This is a genomic window from Acinetobacter sp. GN11 (assembly GCF_054823985.1).
This window is the reverse complement of record NZ_JRVL01000043.1, coordinates 1-19028: the sequence shown is the minus strand read 5'-3', so window position 1 is coordinate 19028 and position 19028 is coordinate 1. Positions and strand designations below refer to the sequence as shown.

19 protein-coding genes and 1 pseudogene are annotated in these 19028 nt (G+C 39.1%); 18 read left to right on the top strand and 2 right to left on the bottom strand.

Annotated features, from left to right (window positions below):
* Together filE and filF are read left to right on the top strand one after the other, a co-directional pair.
* A partial coding sequence (filE, locus tag NL42_RS05785) for a putative pilus assembly protein FilE (RefSeq protein ID WP_461312074.1) occupies nt 1–904 on the top strand: 904 nt, incomplete at its 5' end.
* Nucleotides 905–922: 18 nt separating this feature from the next.
* Complete coding sequence (filF, locus tag NL42_RS05780; protein WP_461312073.1) at nt 923–2875, top strand: putative pilus system protein FilF; 1953 nt, start codon at nt 923–925, stop codon at nt 2873–2875.
* Nucleotides 2876–2929: 54 nt separating this feature from the next.
* Here the strand turns inward: filF and NL42_RS05775 are convergent, their stop codons facing one another.
* Entirely contained in the window at nt 2930–3478 is a 549-nt protein-coding gene (locus NL42_RS05775; RefSeq protein WP_002115876.1) for an NUDIX hydrolase, read from the bottom strand.
* A 114-nt stretch (nt 3479–3592) separates the two neighbouring features.
* On the opposite strand from NL42_RS05775, the gene NL42_RS05770 reads away from it, so the two are divergent.
* The 6 genes from NL42_RS05770 to fghA all read left to right on the top strand — a co-directional run bounded on the left by NL42_RS05770 (nt 3593) and on the right by fghA (nt 8773).
* The gene (locus NL42_RS05770; RefSeq protein ID WP_461312072.1) at nt 3593–4222 is read left to right on the top strand and encodes a CoA pyrophosphatase; all 630 of its coding nucleotides are present in this window, start codon (nt 3593–3595) and stop codon (nt 4220–4222) included.
* Nucleotides 4223–4241: 19 nt separating this feature from the next.
* Nucleotides 4242–4769, top strand: a complete 528-nt coding sequence (locus NL42_RS05765) for a gamma carbonic anhydrase family protein (RefSeq protein WP_461312075.1) — start codon at nt 4242–4244, stop codon at nt 4767–4769.
* 135 nt (nt 4770–4904) lie between these two features.
* The gene (tsaB, locus tag NL42_RS05760; protein WP_461312071.1) at nt 4905–5570 is read left to right on the top strand and encodes a tRNA (adenosine(37)-N6)-threonylcarbamoyltransferase complex dimerization subunit type 1 TsaB; all 666 of its coding nucleotides are present in this window, start codon (nt 4905–4907) and stop codon (nt 5568–5570) included.
* 9 nt (nt 5571–5579) lie between these two features.
* The gene (locus tag NL42_RS05755; protein ID WP_461312070.1) at nt 5580–6371 is read left to right on the top strand and encodes a class I SAM-dependent methyltransferase; all 792 of its coding nucleotides are present in this window, start codon (nt 5580–5582) and stop codon (nt 6369–6371) included.
* Between the two features lie 136 nt (nt 6372–6507).
* On the top strand, nt 6508–7959 hold the full coding sequence (locus tag NL42_RS05750) for a C13 family peptidase (protein WP_461312069.1): 1452 nt from the start codon (nt 6508–6510) through the stop codon (nt 7957–7959).
* Nucleotides 7928–8773 carry an S-formylglutathione hydrolase gene (fghA, locus tag NL42_RS05745; protein WP_461312068.1) on the top strand — a complete coding sequence of 282 codons (846 nt, stop codon included), beginning with the start codon at nt 7928–7930 and terminating at the stop codon, nt 8771–8773. Before NL42_RS05750 ends, fghA begins: the two co-directional genes overlap by 32 nt.
* Here the strand turns inward: fghA and NL42_RS05740 are convergent, their stop codons facing one another.
* Nucleotides 8774–9046, bottom strand: coding sequence for a DUF2218 domain-containing protein (locus NL42_RS05740; RefSeq protein ID WP_000843452.1), 273 nt, complete (start codon nt 9044–9046; stop codon nt 8774–8776). It lies immediately after the preceding gene.
* Nucleotides 9047–9230: 184 nt separating this feature from the next.
* Here NL42_RS05740 and rpe point away from each other — a divergent pair, with 184 nt between their 5' ends.
* The 10 genes and pseudogenes from rpe (at nt 9231) to nadA (ending at nt 18857) form a co-directional block, all read left to right on the top strand.
* The gene (gene rpe, locus NL42_RS05735; RefSeq protein WP_461312067.1) at nt 9231–9917 is read left to right on the top strand and encodes a ribulose-phosphate 3-epimerase; all 687 of its coding nucleotides are present in this window, start codon (nt 9231–9233) and stop codon (nt 9915–9917) included.
* Between the two features lie 356 nt (nt 9918–10273).
* The gene (locus tag NL42_RS05730) at nt 10274–11095 is read left to right on the top strand and encodes a Cof-type HAD-IIB family hydrolase (RefSeq protein ID WP_461312066.1); all 822 of its coding nucleotides are present in this window, start codon (nt 10274–10276) and stop codon (nt 11093–11095) included.
* A gap of 103 nt (nt 11096–11198) precedes the next feature.
* Nucleotides 11199–11594, top strand: a complete 396-nt coding sequence (locus NL42_RS05725; protein WP_461312065.1) for a hypothetical protein — start codon at nt 11199–11201, stop codon at nt 11592–11594.
* Between the two features lie 40 nt (nt 11595–11634).
* Complete coding sequence (locus NL42_RS05720; protein ID WP_461312064.1) at nt 11635–13569, top strand: copper resistance system multicopper oxidase; 1935 nt, start codon at nt 11635–11637, stop codon at nt 13567–13569.
* Entirely contained in the window at nt 13556–14311 is a 756-nt protein-coding gene (locus tag NL42_RS05715) for a copper resistance protein B (RefSeq protein WP_461312063.1), read from the top strand. Before NL42_RS05720 ends, NL42_RS05715 begins: the two co-directional genes overlap by 14 nt.
* Before the next feature lie 28 nt (nt 14312–14339).
* Nucleotides 14340–15333: pseudogene (locus tag NL42_RS05710) on the top strand (cation transporter).
* Nucleotides 15334–15482: 149 nt separating this feature from the next.
* On the top strand, nt 15483–15803 hold the full coding sequence (locus NL42_RS05705; protein WP_004794435.1) for a DMT family transporter: 321 nt from the start codon (nt 15483–15485) through the stop codon (nt 15801–15803).
* 12 nt (nt 15804–15815) lie between these two features.
* The gene (locus NL42_RS05700) at nt 15816–16295 is read left to right on the top strand and encodes a methylated-DNA--[protein]-cysteine S-methyltransferase (protein WP_016139173.1); all 480 of its coding nucleotides are present in this window, start codon (nt 15816–15818) and stop codon (nt 16293–16295) included.
* A 132-nt stretch (nt 16296–16427) separates the two neighbouring features.
* Nucleotides 16428–17648 carry a bifunctional glutamate N-acetyltransferase/amino-acid acetyltransferase ArgJ gene (gene argJ / locus NL42_RS05695; RefSeq protein WP_461312062.1) on the top strand — a complete coding sequence of 407 codons (1221 nt, stop codon included), beginning with the start codon at nt 16428–16430 and terminating at the stop codon, nt 17646–17648.
* A 144-nt stretch (nt 17649–17792) separates the two neighbouring features.
* The gene (gene nadA / locus NL42_RS05690) at nt 17793–18857 is read left to right on the top strand and encodes a quinolinate synthase NadA (RefSeq protein WP_009390598.1); all 1065 of its coding nucleotides are present in this window, start codon (nt 17793–17795) and stop codon (nt 18855–18857) included.
* Nucleotides 18858–19028 lie beyond the last annotated feature (171 nt).

The window sequence follows — 19028 nt, the reverse complement described above, 5'->3', positions numbered from 1 at the left end:
ACCGACTGCACCGACTGCACCGACTGCACCAAAAAAAACTCAAACTGCTACTGTTGCTGATAATAAATTAAAAACATCTACGGAGAAAACTAAACCTCTCGAAAGTGAAAAGGTTAAAACAGTTGCTAATAATGAGTGGAAGAAAAAACTGATTTTAGTTCCGCCCCCAATAAAAAGCATATCCCAAGCAGCTCCATCACCTGTCTCTTCACAGGATAAGTCTAAATTTACAATGATTGATAATATTGAATATGTAAATAATGAGTATCTCGAAGATCAAGAATTTAATCTTGACGGTAAAAAGCGTTTTTATCTTATGCCTGACGGCTTAGGAAGAACAGAATCAATAGAGCGTAAAAAAGGTGTGAGTCGATCAACTTTAGATCAGCTTTTTAATCGGCAGGCTAAAGATGAAGAATCTACTGTTGTATTGGCTCCAACATATATGCGCTTATCTTCGCAAGAGTTAGAAGCAGCTTTTGAACAAGACAAATGTTTTATTAAAGGTTATAACAAACAAATTAAGACGCTTAGTATAAATAAAGAAGTAAGTGTATGGCCTCGTAAACCATTGAAAGAAAAATTTGAATATGAGGTAGTACAGTTAAACCCTTCTGTTCAGCATTTAAAACTTATGTCATTTGCTGCTAGTAATGAGAAGCCTCTATATTACTGGCCTTTAGTCATCTTTTTAGATAATAAGGGGTGCATTTTAGAAGGAGTTAGTGGGTTTAAGAGTAAATCTTATCCTTCTACGATGTTACAACATTCATCAATTCAAGGTGTTTTAAAAGTACCACCTTCAGCACATTACATGATGATGACACCTTTATCTTCTGCAGTGGATGTTGCAGAAAAAGAGTTAACAAATCAGGGACAAATTCAAATTTCCGTATTACGTTAAAAATAAGTAGGGTATCTAATGAATAAAAAAGTTTTATGGCCTTTTGCACTAACCACATTAGCGATTATGCTAAATGGTTGTGGTGGCGGTAGTTCCAATATTAGTGAAGATCCGAATTCTGGTACTAATAACGGAAATTTATCTTCAGGTAGTTGTACGCCAACAACGAGCGACACTGGTGCAGAAGATACAACTTGTTTGCAATTCGCTTTAGATTATCCGATAGCTGGTATTAATTTCGATTGTAGTTCGGCAACAAATTTTCATTATGCGACTAAACTTTCAGGAAATGCGGTCATTGGGTCGTGCAAAGTGGGAGATACAGCACGTTTTTATATTCAAAGTAAAGATAATAAAAAGGTTTTCTTAGGAAACGTTAATCTGGATACGATTGGGAAGTTTACTGCCGTGAATGGTAGGACTAAAGTGATCAATCCGATATATCTAAGAGTGCTGGATTTAGCAAGTGGTATTACAGGTAAAACTCCAGCAACATTAGATAAAAATGATGAAACAATTAAAGTAGCGATTGCTTTAATAAAAATCTTTCAAAGTATTGGTGTGGAAAATGATGATAACCTGATTGGGGATATACAACCCACCCAACTTACAGATACAAAGAAAGATCAGCTTACTAAAATTTCTCAGAGCATAACAGCTACAGAATTAAAAAATGGTGCGTATGCAAGTATTTTAAAACCTTGGTTAGATGTAGGACAAATCTCTGATGATGAAGCTTATAAGTTAGTTGTACAAACGATTAACTTAAGTAATGCTGGCATTTTTGAGTCATTCAATTTATTTACTAGTTCAAGTCCCATATTTCAAAACTATCAAGTTTTTTATGGGTGTAATAGAACTACACAGGAAGAATGTTTTAATAACACAATTAACTTAAGACATTCAGCAGATGAGTTTTATTTATTATCAGACCGACAAGGTTATACATTAGGATATGGTTTGCAGTGGAAGGGTAATGCTGTTGTAATAAACAATCAAGTACAAAACCCTTATTTGTTAACCTCAAAAGTTAAACCAGCTAGATTAAATGCAAATGCACAGAATGCTTGGTTAAATCCTATTAGCCGTGAGATTCAGCCAACGACTCCACTTCGTTTAAGCGCCTCTGATAATCCGAATGAAGATTTACAGATTTATCAAGGTAAATTCTTTAATGATTATGGAGTGGCAGGGACAGAACCATTCTATAAATACTTAACAAAACTTAGTACAGGTAATCCGCAACATTATGGCCTCTGGCGTCAAAATGTTGATGGTGATAGCTACAATGGGATATTGAGTATTGTTAAAAGCAGTCCTATTAGTTATCTAGAAAGAACAGTTTTCAAAACTTCTGGTAATGTAAAGTTAGGAGAGAATTATATTTTTCCTCTTTATGCGACTCTGACATTTAATTTTTCAGATAAGACGATTCAACCTGTAAATTTAGGTATTGTTATTGATGAACATGGGGATATTCGTACTGATATCAAACCTAATTCAACAACAAATGATATGTCAGGCCAATGTGCGACTGTATCTGAAAATAGTTTAGTGGATAGTAATGGCGTACAACAATATCGAATTGGTACTACAGCGGCGACAGTTGATGATCCTTCAAATAGCCAACAGTCTGTTTACGTTCGTATGATTTTATCTAATCCAAAATTTGAGAATATTGATGGTGCGATGGTTGGGGTAACTTTTGTAGGCGTTTCTCCGGGGCCTGCGAAATTGAATCTATTTAATTTATTGGCAAATAAGGTAGATAGTACGAGCATTGATTTCGATACTAATACTGCTTGGTTTAATCAACATGCGGCAGCTCAAGAAAGCTATAATACGCTTAAGGATGTGCCTGCTCCAACCGCTGCGGATAAAGCTTTGGCTCAACGTAAATTTGGTACAGTAACAATCAAACTAGCGGATCAATCTATTCCAGCTTGTAAAGCAATTAAAACTAAGTCTTAAAATATTAAACAAATAAAAAAGACCGCTTAGCGGTCTTTTTTATTATCTAATTGATTAACCCGTATGATCTAAACGCGTACCCAAAGTTTCAAGATGTGTTGGGAAAACTTGTTTTTTACGGTCTTCAAAATAATGTCTTAGAGTGTGTTCGACGCTAGGGAAGGCAAGCTCACCCCATGGAATTTCATGCTCTTCAAACAGGCGACTCTCGATACTTTCTTCACCTGCACCAAAAATCCCATCTTTCAGCTGTGCTTTGAAAAGTACATAAATTTGACCAATACGTGGAATATTGTACATACAATAAAGTTGTTCTATTTCTATCTCGGCTTCTGCTTCTTCACGAGTTTCACGTGCTGCACCTTGCTCCATGGTTTCGAACAATTCCATATAACCAGCAGGCAAAGTCCATAAACCATAACGAGGTTCAATCGCACGACGACAGAGTAGTACTTTGTCTTCCCATAACGCTAAGGCACCGCAGATTACTTTGGGGTTTTCATAATGAATATTTCCACAATGAGTACAAACACGGCGTACTTTATGATCACCTAAAGGAATTTTTTGTTCGGTTTTATGCCCACACGCTACACAGAAACTCATAATTATCATCGAGTATAGAGATGACCCAGCATAACTGAATTTTTAGACTTACGCATCAACTCTATTCCCTAAGTTTGATTTTCAGATATGATGCAAAGAGATAGAGAATAATAGGTGAATGGTATGGAAGAGCACTTGCTAACACAAAAGTTACAGCAAAGATTGCGCTTTTCCACCCGCATACAAGAAGCACAGGCAGCAGTACTGATTGCAATTACAAATGAAAATGATCCTAAGGTACTGCTTACACGCCGTTCAATACATATGAACAACCATGCGGGAGAAGTTTCTTTTCCAGGTGGAAAGCGTGATCCTAGTGACACGAGTAATATTGTGGTGGCCTTAAGAGAAGCTCAGGAAGAGACTGCTTTAAATCCTTTTGATGTGCAGTTACTCGGTGATTTGCCAATGCAACGTGCAAGAAGTGGTTTGTCTGTAAAACCGATCGTTGGGCTTATTCCTCCAGAAGTGACTTTAATTCCTCAGCCTACCGAAATTGATCGAATTTTCTTTGTCCCTTTGCAAGAATTAATCGATACAAGACCCATGCCTTACGAAGTACGTTATGCCCATCAATCTTTATACTTTCCGAGTTTACAGATTGATAATGAAATTATTTGGGGTTTAACTGCTCGTATGTTAGTTGCTCTGTTTAAATATGGACTGGGTTATCAAAAGGATTGGCCATTTTTACTGAATTCACCAACCTTTGGAATGCCAAAGTTTTCTCATAAGAATAAATGATCAGGATTGATAAATTATGATGTATAGCTATCAAGGACAGCACCCAAAAGCCTTACATGAACCATGGGATGGTTGGGTTGCTCCAACAGCAACGCTAATTGGGCAAGTAGAGTTAGGCCGTCAAGTCAGCATTTGGTTTGGAGCTGTAGTACGTGCCGATAACTGTGTAGTTCGAATTGGTGATTTCTCTAATATTCAAGAAAATTCTGTACTACATACCGATGTGGGCCTTGAGTTGAACATTGGTGAATATGTCACGGTCGGACATAAAGTCATGCTGCATGGTTGTACGATTGGTGATAATAGTTTGATTGGTATGAACGCCGTAATTTTAAATCGGGCTGTGATTGGTAAAAACTGTATTATTGGTGCGAATGCCTTAATTCCTGAAGGAAAGGTGATTCCAGATAATTCAGTAGTGATGGGTTCACCTGGCAAAATTGTTAAAACTTTAGATGAAGATGGCGCTGCAAAAATACGTTTGAGTGCATTGCATTATGCTGAGCACTTTAAGAACTATGCAGATTTAAAAGAATTCCACTTTTAACTCTTTTTTAGCAAAATATTTTTATGCCAAGCACAAGCTTGGTATTTTTATTTAGAAAGAGAACAACTCGCCTATCAGAGCCGAGTGGGGTATCATAACCCTCGTTTTTAATCTGATTTAATACTAAGGTTGTGCATGAAACTGCTGGCGTTGGAAACTGCAAACGAGCATTGTTCCATTTCATTAATTGATGAAACCCAAGAACTATTTTTCCAACTCGATACAAGAGCAAAAGCACAAACTCAGACTATTCTGCCAATGATTGAGCAGGGCTTACAGCAGACAGGACTTGACGTTGCTGGTTTAGATGCGATTGCCTTTAGTCGTGGCCCAGGTTCATTTAGTGGTGTCCGAATTAATGCGGCTGTAACTCAGGCTTTAGCTTGGTCACAAGATTTGCCGGTTATTCCAGTTTCTACCTTACAAGCTCTCGCGCAAGCAGCTTTTCGACTTGAAGGTTTAAAGCAGGTAACCGCGGTACTCGATGCGCGTATGAATGAAGTTTACATTGCAAGTTTTGTTCTAAATGAACAAAACATCATGCAGTGTATTGATGAAGAAAAATTAATGGGCTACGAACCAGCTGCTGCTTACGCAAAACATTGCTTAATTGGTTCGGGCGCAAAGCTACTTCAAGCTGATGCAGATCATCAAACAATCACTGCAACTGCACAAGACATTGCTTCTATTGCACGTGTTTATGCAGAAGAAAAGCAGTGGGTTGATGCTGAACATGCTTTACCAGTTTATTTACGTGATGATGCATGGAAAAAAATAGCAGATCAGGGTAAAGCAAAATAAAGGCTAATCATGCACATATATTTTGAAGTAGATTTTCAAGAGCAAGCACAGCACTACCAAGCTATGCTTTGTTCTAGAGGTGTGACTGTAGATTTGCAGTTAGTTGAAAAACTGAATGCACGATTTTTGCGTTTAAATCCTGAGTTGGCACTTTGTGCAGATGAAAACGGGCTATGGCTATCTGCAAATGGCATGAAAATGCAGCCCAACTGGAAAGCCGAAATTTCTCGTTTAAAACGTGCAAGTCTTAAATCAGAAATGATTGCTCGGGCTTGTCAGTTAGGTGAAAAACCCATACTTGTTGATGCTACGGCAGGCTTAGGTCATGATAGTTTACTCATGGCTTATCTAGGCGCACAAATACAATTGGTTGAGCGCCATCCAATTTTATTTACCTTACTTGAAGATGCAAAAGCACAAGCTGAAAAAGACAGCTTTTTAAGCCAGTTTATGAATCGGATTCAACTGATCTTTGCTGATTCTGCAAGTTATTTACAACAGTTACAGCAAACAGCTCAAATGGTTGATGTAGTTTATCTAGATCCGATGTTTCCACAGCGTGACCAGAATCACCAAGCAATCAAAAAACAAGCTCAAGTTAAAAAACAGATGCAGCTTTTACACCTACTTTTACCTGAAGATGGTGAAATGGATTTGGGGGATAATTTGCTGGTTTTGGCACAGAAAGTTGCTAAACGTGTCGTGGTTAAACGTCCACGCCATGCTATTTTCTTGGCGAATCAAGAGCCAGCTCATCAATGGCAAGGAGATGCTTGTCGTTTTGATGCGTATTTTCAGTAGGCTTATGTAAGGTTAGGTTTTATTGCTTGAATAATGCACAAATATATGTGATATAGTTCAAAAGCATGATTGCTAAAATTCTTAGCAGGCATACACTTAAGATGCCTGACAAAAACGAAATTTTTGAAAACCTTTTATGATTGATCTTAAACCCTCCATTAATTTTTGGCATGATTTTAAAAGCAACCAAATTGCCGGAATGTGGCTGTTTTTGGGATCAAGACGTTCTTTACAAATTGTACATCCATCAATTCTTCAGCTTATTGTTTGGGGAATTTTAGGGGGATGTACTAACTCTCTGTATAGTTGGCTTGTCGCTGGTCAAATCGGTGATTTCAATTCACAAGGTTTAATTGGTTATGCACTTTGGCCATTTATTGCCTTAATTGTCGGTATTTTCTTATCCCAGCGCACCAACCAACCTCGTTTAATGCTAGTACCTGCTTTACTGTGGTTGGTTTTAGATACAAATATCTTATTAATTCAATGTTTAATTCAGTATTTGGGTTCTAACGGTTATCTCAACTTTATTCCCGATGCTATTTATAACGGAATTTTACCGAGCTTATTTGTAGCTTTGTTTGTGTGGCAAAGTTTAGCGGTAATTTGGGTTTTCTCACGCGAACTTAAGTGGCCTTGGTGGGAACGTGCACTCGTCATGGTTGCGACTATTGCGACAATGGTAGTGTGGCAACTTTCTGTAAAAGATCAACCAATTTGGAAGGTCGAAGATTCAGCTCCAACATTTGCTGAAGATGCTTTTTACGCACAAAGTAAGTTGCTGAACGATTCTTTAGAGCAAGTCCAATATGGTGAGCAGGCAAAAAGCCATTGGTATTTTTTAGGTGTTGCTGGTGATAGTTACCAAGATGTTTTTAAATCGGAAGTAGTCCGTATTAAAGAACAGTTTGACACACGTTTCGGAACGATTGGTCGTTCGATGATGTTAGTTAATAACCCAGACACCCGCACAGAAATTCCAATTGCCTCTAAAACCAGTATCGAGTTAGCCCTACGCCGTATGGGGCAGCAAATGAACCGTGATAGCGATGTCCTATTTCTATATATGACTTCACACGGTGAACAGAATCATTTCGAAATTGAAAATGCACCATTAGATTTAGGGCAAGTAGACCCTAAATGGTTGCGTGAAACACTTGATAAATCTGGTATTCGCTGGCGTGTGATTGTTATCTCAGCATGCTACTCAGGAAGCTTTATTCCTGCTTTACAGTCTCCTGATACTTTAATTATTACAGCATCTGCCGCTGATAAAACTTCTTTTGGATGTAATAACGAAGCTGACTATACTTATTTTGGTCGAGCTTTGTTTGATTTGGCTATGCGAGAGCAATCTTCGATGAAAGATTCGTTTAACACAGCTAAGCAAACTGTAACCAAATGGGAAGTGGCTCAAGGTGTAGAACCTTCAGAGCCTCAGTGGATGATTGGTAAAAATATGGAACTTATGCTACCTCAATTGGAAAAGTATCTATTTCCTCAGCAAAATACTGGTAGTGTAGATATTGCTCAAACAAAAACAGAGGCCAAAAACGATGCAACTCCTGCAAAAAAACCGCTGCTTTGAAGGTGAGCAACGTGTTTGCCAATTTGAATCTCAGTTATTAAAAGGGCCAGCTAAGTTTGGTATATATTTGCCACCAGCTGCATTAGAAGGTAAACCCTGTTCAACCTTGTTCTATTTGGCAGGTTTAACGTGTACTGAAGAAACCTTTGCCATAAAAGCGCACGCACAACATATGGCGGCACAACTCAGTCTAATACTGATTACACCAGACACTTCTCCTCGTGGAGAGCAGGTTGCAGCAGGAGATAATTGGGATTTAGGTCAAGGCGCAGGTTTCTATATTAATGCAACGCAAACACCTTGGTCTGAGCATTATCAAATGGAAAGCTATTTGATTGATGAGTTATATCCACTCATTTTGAAAAGCTTTCCTGTAAACGCTCAACAAGTTGGTATCTTTGGGCACTCAATGGGTGGCCATGGCGCATTAACTTTGGCTTTTAAATATCCTGAAAAGTTCAAGTCTGTATCTGCTTTTGCTCCGATTTGTGCGCCAACTGAGTGTGCATGGGGAGACAAAGCCTTTAGTCATTATTTAGGTACAGATCGCAATAGCTGGTTGGCTCATGATGCCACAGCTTTAGTCTCAAAAAATGGTGCAGTATTTGACGAAATTTTGGTTGATCAGGGATTAGATGACCAATTTTATGAACAACTTCACCCTGAAAAATTTAAGCAAGCATGTTTAAAAGCTGGACAGCCCTTAACTTTAAGACAACATGCTGGCTATGATCATGGTTATTACTTTATTCAAACCTTTATGGATGAACACTTGCAGTTTCATGCAATCCAGTTAGAAAAGGTAAATGGCTAATTAATGCTGCCATTCCACCTGAAATTCTTGTTGAGCCATACGGTTTAGATGATCAAGCACCACTTTTTCTAAGTGGTCGTGGTCATCTAACTGGCTATCAATAGCAACGTTTAACTGCTCTGTTTCTGGTGCAAGCGTAATCGTTGCTGTAGGCATTAAGATTTTGAAATCTTGTTCAGTTTCTTGTACTTCAAACTTGTGCTTCCAATGATTAACTAGACGTTTTGCAATGCGTTTTCCATCGTTTGTTAATAGATGAGTTGTGCTTTTCATTATCAATCCTCACATTGGTTTAATGTACCTTAACAAATTCGTTTCGCCGTTAGCATTCTATTGTTGCAACGTTACGTTGCAAGTTTGAAATGTTGTCATTTAAGCAAGGAAGGGCAGGCCAAGTAGGTTCTTTTTTGTTATAATTTTCAGCCTCTCCTTAAATTTTTAGCCAGGTCATCCACCTATGTCCAAGCCTTACTTGATTGCTCCTTCTATTTTATCTGCCGATTTTGCTCGTTTAGGCGAAGATGTAGACAAAGTGTTAGCCGCAGGTGCCGATGTAGTACATTTTGATGTGATGGATAATCACTATGTTCCAAATTTAACTTTTGGTGCTGGTGTATGTAAGGCTTTAAAAAATTATGGGATTACAGCTCCTGTTGACGTGCATCTAATGGTATCTCCAGTTGATCGAATTATTGGAGACTTTTTGGAAGCTGGTGCAGATATTATTACGTTCCACCCAGAAGCATCTCACCACATCGATCGTTCATTACAGTTAATTAAGTCAGGCGGTGCTAAAGCTGGTTTAGTCTTTAACCCAGCAACGCCGTTGCACTATTTAGATTACGTGCTTGATAAAGTAGATCAAATTTTAATAATGAGTGTAAACCCTGGTTTTGGTGGGCAAAAGTTCATTCCGATGACATTAGAAAAATTGCGTGAAGCTCGTAAAATTATCGATGCAAGTGGCCGTGATATTCGTTTAGAAGTTGATGGTGGTGTTGGTCCTGTAAATATTCGTGAAATTGCAGAAGCGGGTGCAGATATGTTTGTTGCTGGTTCAGCTATTTTTGGTCAACCAGATTATAAAGTTGTGATTGATCAAATGCGTGCAGAGCTTGCGAAAGTGGGTAGTGTAGACGCTTAAAAAGTATATTGAACTGAGAATAAGCTTGTGGATAACTTTGTTTATAACTATATGGATAACTGTGTTGATAACCGTATGGATAAGATGTTGGTAAAATAAACAAAATTAGATCAACCGTTTATTCTCTAAGCGAAATGTATGAAAAAAGAACGTTTTTGCGTTCTTTTTTTATGCGTGTTGGATATTTTATTATCTGATTTTTTATTAAGCTTAACTAAAAAATAACCTGTGCAAAAAACGATAGGGCTCTGTGTAAAAATCTTTTAGGAATAGATAAGTATAAAACTGTAAAAGTGTCATGAAAAATAAAGCTAAATTTGCTTTAATAAGATTTTAGTAAGAGATTTAGATAATTAATGACGATAAAAATTTTAGCGGTAGATATGGATGGGACTTTTCTTAATTCTAAGAAGCAGTACAACAAAGCACGTTTTTTAAAACAGTACGAACAACTCAAACAAAATAATATTCATTTTGTGGTTGCCAGTGGTAACCAACTCGCAAAGCTGATTACCTATTTTCCAGAAATTAGTCATGAAATTGCTTTTATTGCAGAAAATGGCGCGCATGTTGTAGATGCAGGGCAAGAAATAGCTTTTGCTCATTTAAGTCAACAACAATACATTGAGATTCTAAAAGCGATTGATCCTGTATATACCTCGACCATGGTGATCTGTGGGAAAAAGAGTGCTTATGTGCATAGCAGTATGAACGCGGAGGACTATGCTAAAGTCGCTCGATACTTTGAAAAGCTAACAGTTATTGATGACTTTTATGCATTAGATGACTTGGTGTGTAAAATTACTTTTACTGCTCAGGAAAACGAAAGCTTTGCAATTTTCCAAGATTTTCAGAAGCAAAGTTTTGTTGCAGATAAAGTCTTAGTTCCTGTTTCAAGTGGTTTTGGTTTTATCGATTTGATTCTTCCAGACCAGCATAAAGCACATGGTTTGAAGCTATTACTAAAAAAATGGCAGGTTGAATCTGATCAAGTGGTCGCGATTGGTGATAACAATAATGATATTCAGATGATTAAAGCTGTCGGCTATGGATTTGCGGTTGAAAATGCAGTTGAAGCTTTGAAAGCCGTAGCCCCTTATACAACGGTAAGTAATGAACAAGAAGGCGCATTGCAGGTAATTGATTTAGTACTTCAGCATCAACCACCATTTGCTTAATTAATTTAAAACAAACAGTTAAGATTGAAAATTGTATCTGTTTAAAAACTTGGTTATGCTAATGGGGTTAAGATTACTCATCGGCTCTAGGCGATAAACCACAATGGCTCTACAACACTTACGCAAGTATGCTTGGTTTGTGTTCCTAATGACTTTGGTCATTGGGTGGAGTGGTGTGTCTGTTGCTCAGACGCCTATGCAGCATGATCTTCACACTATGCCGTGTCATAGTGAAAAAACTTCGCATAAGAATATGCATGTTCAAACAAATGATCAGACTGTATGTCATCAAAATATGACACAGTCTCTTAACTCACATGGTGAGCATTGTCAGGACTGTAACCCAGTTCATTGTCAAATTGTGAATTTGGCATTACAGCAAGCTCTACCAGATCTTGACTCGCAATTCATTCCTATCTCGTCTCAATTTAGCAGTATTTATCAGGCTCAGCATTTAGCCGGATACTGGCAAGAAATTTTACGTCCTCCAAAAGCTTAATCCTTTCTTACTTATTTTTTTAGTTCAAAGGATTACAGCAATGTCTCATAAAACAATTAGCAGCCTCGTCGCTGTATTTGGTCTATTGGTTTCACCATGGACTCTCGCGGCAATTAAGGAATATCACCTTAATATTAACGAACAACAGGTCAATGTTACCGGTCAGCCGCTCAAACGAATTACCGTAAATGGAAAATTTACAGCACCACTCCTTGAGTTTGAGGAAGGAGATGAGGCTGTTATTCATGTTCATAACCAATTAAAGAATCAAGACACTTCTTTACACTGGCATGGGTTGTTACTGCCAGGGTTAATGGATGGCGTACCGGGTTTCAATGGTTTTAAAGGAATCGCGCCTAACGAAGATTTTGTTTACCGCTTTAAGGTGAAACAAAACGGCACTTATTGGTATCACGCCCATAGTAAAGGCCAAGAGCAAGATGGTTTATATGGCCCGCTCGTGATTTACCCGAAAGGAAATATACCCGTAGCCGCACATGAAAAAACTGATCGTGATTATGTGGTGATGCTTTCAGATTTTCATAATTCTTCTAGCGATAGCATTATGAAGAATTTGAAGAAATCTGCTGAGTATTATCAAAACCGCCGTGAAACTGTATCTGATGTTTTGAAGCAAGTTAAAACACAAGGCTTAAAAGCAACTTGGCAAGATCGTTCGATGTGGAATCAGATGCGGATGTTAAAAACCGATATGTCTGATGTGACGGGTTATACCTTCTTAGTTAATGGCAAGACACCACAGCAAAACTGGACAGGTAATTTTAAAGCTGGCGATAAGGTTCGATTACGATTTATTAACGCATCGGCAATGTCATTTTTTGATGTCAGAATTCCAAATCTGAAAATGAAAGTTGTAAGTGCAGATGGGCAGCCAGTTAAGCCAGTTGCAATTGACGAGTTTCGTATTGGTACAGCTGAAACCTACGATGTAATTGTAGAGCCTAAACAAGCAAATTATCAGATAGAAGCAGAGTCTATTGACCGCAGCGGTTTCGCTATCGGTACTTTGCACAATGAAAATACGCAAGCTGTGGGGTCAGTTCAAATGCCGCAGCCACGTCCACGTTCTTTGCTAACCATGGATGATATGGGCATGAGTCATGGCAATGGGGTGAGTGATGAACATGCTGGCCATCAAATGAACATGCAACACGACATGTCGGCTATGCCTGAAATGAAAAATCAGGATGCTCATGATAGCCATAATCACGCAATGATGAATATCGGCCACGACATGAAAAATATGTCATCTGGTCAACACGATCATTCTATGATGCAAATGAAGCATGACATGTCAGCGATGCCTGAAATGAAACATGATATGCAGGCAATGCCATCGGGTGAGCTTGACCACGCTATGATGAATATGAAGCATGAGATGCCGAATCAATCTGACAATAAAACTAAAAAGAATGAGCCCGTTTATGGCTGGGCAAATGCTTCGACACCTGAGGGTATGAAAGCGCTGCAATATAGTGATTTGCAATCTTTAACACCTCAGCCAGACACACGTGCGCCAGAACGAGAGCTTGTTATTCGTTTAGGTGGCAACATGGAGCGTTATATCTGGACCATTAATGGCAAGAAATTTAGCGAAGCTGAGCCATTGCAAGTTAAGTATGGCGAACGTATTCGCTTGAAGTTCGTGAATGACAGCATGATGGCTCATCCAATGCATTTACATGGCATGTTCATGCAATTGGAAAATGGTCAGCAAGCTGAAAACTTACCCAATAAACATACCGTTATTGTTCCACCAGGAAAGACAGTTACTGCGTTATTAACAGCCGATGCTTTAGGAGAATGGGCGATTCATTGCCATCTGCTTTATCACATGAGTGCAGGGATGATGAATAAGTTGATTGTGGCTCAAGTGAATGATGGAGCAGTAGATGCATCTCAAGCACCTGTTCAATCTGAAAATGAAAAAGGAGCTAGTCATGCGCATCACTAAGTTATTTTCTCAAATGATATGTTGCGGTGTTTTCTCTGGTGTATCGATTCTTGCTTTGGCACAAGAACCCTTAACACATGATCATTTACGCGAACATGGTGGACAGATCTATCAAGCAACAAAAATCGATACTGGCTGGACTCAAAATGAAGAAGGGGAAGGCAGTTTTTCTTCTGAATTAGAAAGTTGGGTGGGAACTGATGAAAATAAATTGTTCATTAAAGCCCATGTTGAAAAAGCCGAGTCAGAAGATGCTAATTACGGTGGTTCAGTACTTTACAGTCGAAATGTAGCCGATTATTGGGATGTACAGGCTGGGATAAACTACGAGCGTTTACAGCGAGAAGACAACAAGCAAGATCGCTGGGCAGGTGTAGTAGGCTTGCATGGTATGGCACCTTACTTTTTTGAAACCGATGCATATCTTTATGCAGGTGAAGACCAGCTATGGAAGTTAAGTTTAGAAACGGAAAGAGACTTACTCTTTACCCAAAAGCTAATTGGTAAACCTTATTTAAAAGCAGATGTTGTTTTGCAAGATGAATCTCGCTATGCAAGTAAAACAGGTTTATCAAGTTTACAAGCTGGTTTTCAAACCCGTTATGAAATCAACAAAAAGGTCATGCCATTTGTTGATGTTGGTTATGGCTATGAAAAAGGTTTAAAACAAACGGCTTGGCAAACTGGAACCGACTCTGAACATGGTTGGTATTATGGAGCAGGGTTAACACTTAAGTTCTAATTGCCGAACAAAAATCAAGCTTATTGACATGCCATTGGTTTATACTGATGGCATTGTTTTTTGTGTCAGTTGGTGCACAGATGGCTTTAGAAAAACAAGAGAATCAAATACATTTAAGTAAAACTGGCTCTAGCTGCGGGTGTTCAAGCATGCCGTCTCAGGAGTATTCTACACCTAGTGAAGCTGTGCCTAGAAACAGCCAATGGGTGAGTTATTATCATATTCCTCACATGGATTGTGTAGCTGAAGAGCAAATGGTACGGATGGCTTTGGCCTCTTACGCTGACGATATACAAGAGCTCCATTTTGACTTACCAGCACGTCATTTGGCGATTTATCACAGTGTTCAAGCTGAAAAGATTACCCGAAGCCTGCAACGTTTAGGACTAGGAGCAGAATTACAACAAACGCAGCCACATTATGAACCTGTTGAAAAACCTAAAAAGGTTCGAGCTAGCTCTGCAACCAATGCAGCACAAAAACAAGTTTTACAATGGTTGTTACTCATTAATGGAGTCATGTTTGTCATTGAGTTTATGGCAGGCATTATTGCTTCATCGACAGGATTAATCGCTGATTCACTTGATATGTTTGCCGATGCTGCAATTTATGGCATTGCTTTATTTGTGGTGGGTAAAAATCTAAATGCACAATTAAAGGCTGCCCATCTTTCAGGATGGTTCCAGTTCGGCTTAGCTATGATTGTGTTAATTGATGTGTTGCGCCGTTTTATTTACGGCAGTGAACCTGTTTCAATTCTCATGATTTTAATTGGTGGCTTAGCACTTGCGGCCAATATTAGTTGCCTTTATTTAATGAGAGACCATAAAGAGAGTGGGGCACATATGAAGGCGAGTTATATCTTTTCTGCAAATGATGTCATCGTAAATTTAGGTGTCATTTTTGCGGGAATATTGGTTGCCTTTACAGGTTCTCCTTATCCTGATTTAATGATTGGATTAATTATTGTTTTGTTTGTTTTAAACGGTGCACGAAAAATTTTACAGTTAAAAAACGAATAATATTTTCTAAGACAGGCAAGCTTTAGATAGGGTTTGCCTTCATTTTTTATTTTAAAGTAAACTGAGTCCTCACATAAAGGAGGAACGACCTCCCCCATCTTGGGTAATCATGTCGGGACGACCTGACACTATAAAAATTAGTGAATGTTATGGCTTGGGCTATTTTAATTTTAGCAGGTGTATTTGAAATCATTTGGGCATATTCTATGAAAATGTCCGAAGGTTTTACACGTTTAACCCCTAGTGTTATTACCGTAGTTTTTATGATTTTGAGCGTAATTCTACTTTCAATTTCAATGAAAACATTACCCCTTGGTACTGCTTATACGGTTTGGACAGGAATTGGCGCAATCGGGTCATTTCTAGTCGGTATTTTCTTTCTTCATGAGCCTGTTGGCGCTATGCGAATGATTGCCGCTGTATTGATTGTATCAGGTTTGGTTTTAATGAAAATTTCATCGCCTTCCTAAGAGAATAAAACTATGTTGCTGTCTTATAAGTATATCAATTCGCCTGTTGGGCAATTAAAGCTGGTTGCGAATGAAAATGCTTTGGTGGCAATACTCTGGGACAATGAAAATCCAAAACGTGTTCGACTGGCCGAGCTGGTCGAACAACTTGAGCATCCAGTTTTATTAAAGACCGAACAACAATTAAAAGAATATTTTGAAGGTAAACGCCGTGAGTTTACATTGCCACTAGATTTCGAAGGAACCGCATTTCAAAAGCAGGTCTGGTCTGCTTTATTGACCATTCCTTATGGTGAAACAAGAAGTTATAAAGATATTGCTGTTCAAATTGGCAATGAAAAAGCGGTGCGAGCAGTAGGTGCGGCAAATGGAAAAAACCCGATTTCAATTATTGCACCTTGTCATCGAGTCATTGGTGCGGGCGGTGCTCTAGTTGGTTTTGCTGGTGGGCTTGATAAGAAAGACATTTTATTAAAACTAGAGCAACAATGAGCCTTTTTTGCGCTCGATTTTTTTAGACTTTTCTACTAAGCTGTCAACTATGATATTTCATAAGGTCGGTGCTTTACAGCATCGCTTTTTTGAAATATTGATCTTATTCAACAAACTTTGGATGTTTTAAAAATGGCTGTCGGTGACGTAACAATGCCACAAATGCATGTGGTAAAAGGTGTAAAAATTGGCTCAACTGAAGCATATGTACGTTACCCGAACCGACGAGATTTAGTCATTTTTGAGTTTGCAGAAGGTTCAAATGTTGCAGGTGTATTTACTCAAAATGCATTCTGTGCTGCACCTGTTCATGTCTCTAAAGCTCATCTTGCCGAAGTCAATCCTCGCTATTTAGTGATTAATACAGGTAATGCCAATGCAGGAACTGGACCTACAGGCTTAAAAAATGCTCAAGATACTTGTGCAAAAATGGCTGAGATTGCTGGGGTAAATAGCTCAGAAATTTTACCATTTTCTACAGGTGTGATTGGTGAGCAGCTTCCGATGGAGCGTTTATTAGCGGGGCTTCAACCTGCATTAAACACTTTGCAAGAGGCTGCTTGGTATGATGCTGCATCTGGCATTATGACCACAGACACCGTGCCTAAAGGTGCATCTGAACAATTTGAACTTGATGGCATTACTTATACCATGACAGGTATTAGTAAAGGCGCGGGAATGATTCGCCCGAACATGGCAACCATGTTGAGCTTTGTGGCAACAGATGCACCTATTAGTCGTGATTTAGTACAAAAGCTACTAAAAACCACGGTTGAGCATTCATTTAACCGTATTACGATTGATGGTGATACTTCAACCAATGACTCTTGTATTTTTGTAGCAACAGGTCAGGCCGGCGGCGCTGAAATTACTTCAGTAAACGATGCGCGCTACGCGAAAGTATTAGAAGTGCTTGCTCGTGTAATGAATCGTTTAGCACAGTTAATTGTTCGTGATGGCGAAGGTGCAACGAAGTTTATTACTGTTGCTGTAGAAGGCGGTGGCAACACTCAAGAATGTTGTGATATTGCTTATAGTATTGCGCATTCACCACTTGTCAAAACTGCACTTTTTGCATCTGACCCGAACTGGGGCCGTATTTTGGCAGCAATTGGCTATGCAGGGGTTAAAGACTTAGACGTATCTAAAATTCAGGTATGGCTAGGCGATGTACAAATCTGTAAAGACGGCGGCGCAGCTGAGGACTATACCGAAGAAGCGGGCGCGCGCGTTATGGCACAAACCGAAATTACCATTCGTGTTGATTTAGGACGTGGTCAGGCCAAAGACACGGTATATACCTGTGACTTATCTTACGACTATGTCAAAATTAATGCTGATTACCGTTCTTAAATATCAGTTATAATCAAGCCTCGACAAAGAGGCTTTTTTATTAGCCCCAACTTTTGATATTAAATGATTCAATCCGTAAATCATTTAAGCAGTAACGTTATATGCGAGCAGGTATGCCAGCATGAAGGATAGAGAAGACGTTTTATGAGTGATGCGACTTTAATTGCCAACGATGCAAAAAACATTGTACAAGCGCATTTAGACCGTTTAGGTGAGCCAAAAGACAATCGCTTAAGTGAAGAAGCAAAACAACAAAAGTTTGCACAGATCGAAGCAGAGCTCAAAAAACGTGATGCTGTCCTTGTTGCTCATTACTATTGCGACCCTGAAGTACAGGAGCTTGCCGAAAAAACAGGTGGATGCGTTTCTGACTCTTTAGAAATGGCCCGTTTCGGACGAGATCATGCTGCCTCAACACTCGTTGTGGCTGGTGTAAAGTTTATGGGAGAAACAGCAAAAATTCTGTCTCCTGAAAAAACAATTTTAATGCCGACACTTGAAGCAACTTGTTCACTTGACTTGGGCTGTCCAGTTGACGAGTTCACAGCATTTTGTGATCAGCACCCTGACCACACGGTAGTTGTTTATGCCAACACATCGGCTGCTGTTAAAGCACGTGCAGATTGGGTGGTGACTTCAAGCTGTGCTGTTGAAATTGTTGAGCATCTAGATAGCTTAGGCGAAAAAATTATTTGGGCACCAGATCAGCACTTAGGTCGCTATATTCAAAAGAAAACTGGTGCAGATATGTTGCTTTGGGATGGCGCATGTATTGTGCATGAAGAATTCCGTGCACGTGGCATTGCCAACATGAAAGCACTGTACCCAGATGCGGCTGTATTGGTACATCCAGAATCGCCTGAGTCGGTTGTAGACATTGCCGATGCGGTAGGTAGTACTTCTCAACTGATTAAAGCTGCACAGACTTTGCCAAATGAAAGACTTATTGTGGCAACTGACCGCGGTATTTTCTACAAAATGCAGCAAGCGGTACCTAATAAGATTTTAGTTGAAGCGCCAACAGCAGGTGAGGGCGCAACTTGTCGTTCATGTGCTCACTGTCCGTGGATGGCAATGAATGAACTCGATGGAATTTTAGAAGTTTTACAAAAAGGTGATCAGGAAATACACGTTGAACCAGCACTTGCTGAACGTGCCAAAATGCCTTTAGATCGAATGTTAGCCTTTAGTGCATCGCTAAAGCGTTAAAAAACCTCAAAATGCTTGTTAAATATACATTTGATAAGGATTTTTAACTTTTTTTGACAATAGGTGTTGACGTCTGAGAGCGTCGCGCCTAGAATGCACACCGTACCGCACGATGTGCGATACAGAAAAAGCTGAGATAGATCGGAGCATAGCACAGCCTGGTAGTGCACC